Source organism: Streptomyces sp. NPDC001941, assembly GCF_040296945.1.
Classification (GTDB): domain Bacteria; phylum Actinomycetota; class Actinomycetes; order Streptomycetales; family Streptomycetaceae; genus Streptomyces.
In genome coordinates this window covers 1-1,117 of record NZ_JBEOYE010000271.1, presented here as the reverse complement: position 1 = coordinate 1,117, position 1,117 = coordinate 1, and the positions used below count along the sequence as shown (strand labels likewise).

1 protein-coding gene is annotated in these 1,117 nt (G+C 69.8%); it reads left to right on the top strand.

The window, feature by feature from the left end; genetic code table 11:
- Positions 1-62: 62 nt before the first annotated feature.
- The coding region (locus ABT160_RS47105) for a transposase (RefSeq protein WP_502984436.1) at positions 63-1,117 on the top strand (1,055 nt) is incomplete at its 3' end.

The following is a 1,117-nucleotide window of genomic DNA, read 5'->3' as shown; positions in this document are numbered from 1 at the left end:
GGCTGAGCTTGACTCTGTCGGGGATCTTGGAGTTCCTCAGTGCGGCAGCATGATCAACGGGCATGCTCGGGGAGTTCCACCGACCTATGCAACTGTCGAGGTGCCCATTGTCCCTTCGCCCGCGTTCCGGTGAGCAGGTCCCGTCTCTGACTGCGCAGGTCGCGTGGGCGAGCAACCCGGCCGGTACGACGGCGATATGGGTACGGGACCGCCTCGATGGGCTGTGGCGTGACGAGGACTTCGCCGACTGGTACCCGCGGGATGGACGGCCGGGTCTTTCCCCGGCTCAGCTGGCCACCGTCTGTGTGCTGCAGTTCCTGCTCGGCCTGTCGGACCGGCAGGCCGCCGAGGCGGTCCGCTGCCGCATCGACTTCAAGTACGCCCTCGCGATGGAGCTGGACGACCCCGGCTTCCATCACAGTGTGCTGGCCGACTTCCGCGATCGGCTCGCCGAGGACGGCCGGGCGGACCGGCTCCTCGACCTTGCGCTGGCCCGGCTGAAGGAGGCCGGGCTGGTGCGCGAGCGCACCACGCAACGCACCGACTCGACCCACGTCCTGGCCGCGGTGCGCGACCTGACCCGCCTGGAGCTGGTCACCGAGGCCGTCCGGGCCGCCCTCGAAGAAGTCTCCGCCACCGCACCGCACTTGCTGGACGGGCTGGTCGACGACGACTGGGCCCTGCGCTACGGCCGCCCGGTGCGCCTGGGCAAGAACCCCACCAGGCCCATGACCCGGATCCTCGCCGCCGGGAGGGACGCTGTCCGGCTCCTGGAACACCTCTACCAGCATGGTGCGAGCCGTGCACACAGCCCTCGCGTCCAGGCCCTGCGGCAGATCATGGTGCAGAACTACCACCGGGATGCCGCAGACCGGCTGTGCTGGCGCACCGCCGAGAAGGAAGACGGACCCGGACTGCCGCCCTCAGCCCGGGCGGTCGTCTCGCCCTACGACACCTCGGCCCGCTACGCGCGGCACGGGCACATCATCAGCTGGAAGGGGTTCGCGGTTCATCTGACCGAGACCTGTGCTCCCGACACCCCCAACGTGATCACGGACGTGGCCACTACGGCGGCCACCACCCACGACAGCCAGGTCCTGCCCGGCGTCCACACCCG